Below are 1,605 nucleotides of genomic sequence, written 5' to 3' on the forward strand. Positions count from 1 at the left end.
CATCTCCGTTAATCTTTCAAAGACTCGCGCAAAAGGTGAGTCGTTAATGGGTTACGAGGATGTGACCAGCGGAGTTGTGCCGATTATGAGAAATCTCGATCAGTCATTGCGGCATATTAACCAAGCCGGACAACGAAGCGGTGCGGGCGCCGCGTATCTAAACGTATTCCACGCGGACATTAACGATTTCCTAGATACGAAGAAAATCTCGGCAGATGAAGACGTCCGGGTCAAAACATTATCGATCGGCGTTGTCATTCCGGATAAATTCATCGAACTAGCGCGAGAAGATCGTCCAGCTTACGTTTTCTACCCGCACACGGTTTATAAGGCATACGGCACGCATCTTGACGACATGGATATTGGCGCAATGTACGATGAACTCGTAGATAATCCGGCGGTGCGCAAGGAACGCATTAACCCACGTCAGTTGCTCGAAAAGATGGCCGTGCTGCGTTCCGAATCAGGCTATCCGTATCTAATGTTTCAAGATAATGTGAACCGAGAACATGCGCTTAATCACATTTCGAAGGTTAAATTTTCCAACCTCTGTTCAGAAATTTGTCAAGCGTCTAAAGTATCCGAATACACCGACTACGGCGAAGAGGACGCGATCGGCCTCGACATTTCGTGCAATCTCGGCTCGCTGAACATTGCGAACGTGATGGCGAATAAGTCGATCGAGCAAACGGTTAAGCTCGCTGTTGATGCGCTGACGGTCGTATCGGAATCAACGAATATCAAGAACGCGCCTGCAGTCGCTAAGGCTAACCGTCAGATGCGTTCGATCGGACTTGGCGCGATGAATCTGCACGGATATCTTGCGCAGAATGGGATCGCTTATGAATCGGAAGAGGCTCGCGACTTCGCTAACGTATTCTTTGCGCTCGTCAATTATTGGTCGCTGGTGCGGTCGATGGAGCTTGCGAGGGAAACCGGCAGCACGTTCGAGGGATTCGAAGGATCAACGTATGCGGACGGAAGCTATTTCGATAAGTACGTTGTAGGAGAGTTCCGTCCTAAAACGGAGAAGGTCGCGAAGCTGTTTGAAAGCGTTGAAATTCCGGAACGCATCGATTGGGTTCGGCTGGAGGATAACGTACGAAAATACGGACTATACCATTCGTATAGACTCGCGATTGCACCGACAGGGTCGATCTCATACGTTCAGTCGGCGACAGCGTCAGTCATGCCGATTATGGAGCGCATAGAGGAACGGACATACGGAAATTCCAAGACGTATTATCCGATGCCGGGGCTTAGCGCGAAGAATTGGTTCTTCTATAAAGAAGCGTACGACATGGATATGTTCAAAGTCGTCGATATGATCGCGATAATTCAGCAGCACGTCGATCAAGGTATCTCATTTACGTTGTTCTTAAAAGATACGATGACTACGCGCGATCTGAATCGAATTGATTTATATGCGCATCACAAGGGGATCAAGACGCTGTACTATGCGCGGACAAAAGATACGGGGCAGGAAGGCTGCTTGTCGTGCGTGGTTTAAACGGAGAGGAGGTTTTAATGAAATGTATCAAATCTATGCCTGTTTCTTAAACGGAAAGTTTTACGGTGCCGGAGATCTTGAATATATGCACGAAC

1 protein-coding gene is annotated in these 1,605 nt (G+C 48.3%); it reads left to right on the top strand.

Going from position 1 to position 1,605, the window contains the following annotated elements; genetic code table 11:
• Positions 1-1,510 (top strand): class 1b ribonucleoside-diphosphate reductase subunit alpha (gene nrdE, locus ACVC9U_RS00455; RefSeq protein WP_441390013.1); only part of this gene is annotated, 1,510 nt, incomplete at its 5' end.
• Positions 1,511-1,605 lie beyond the last annotated feature (95 nt).

The sequence above is a fragment of the Bacillus sp. GM2 genome (assembly GCF_056155945.1).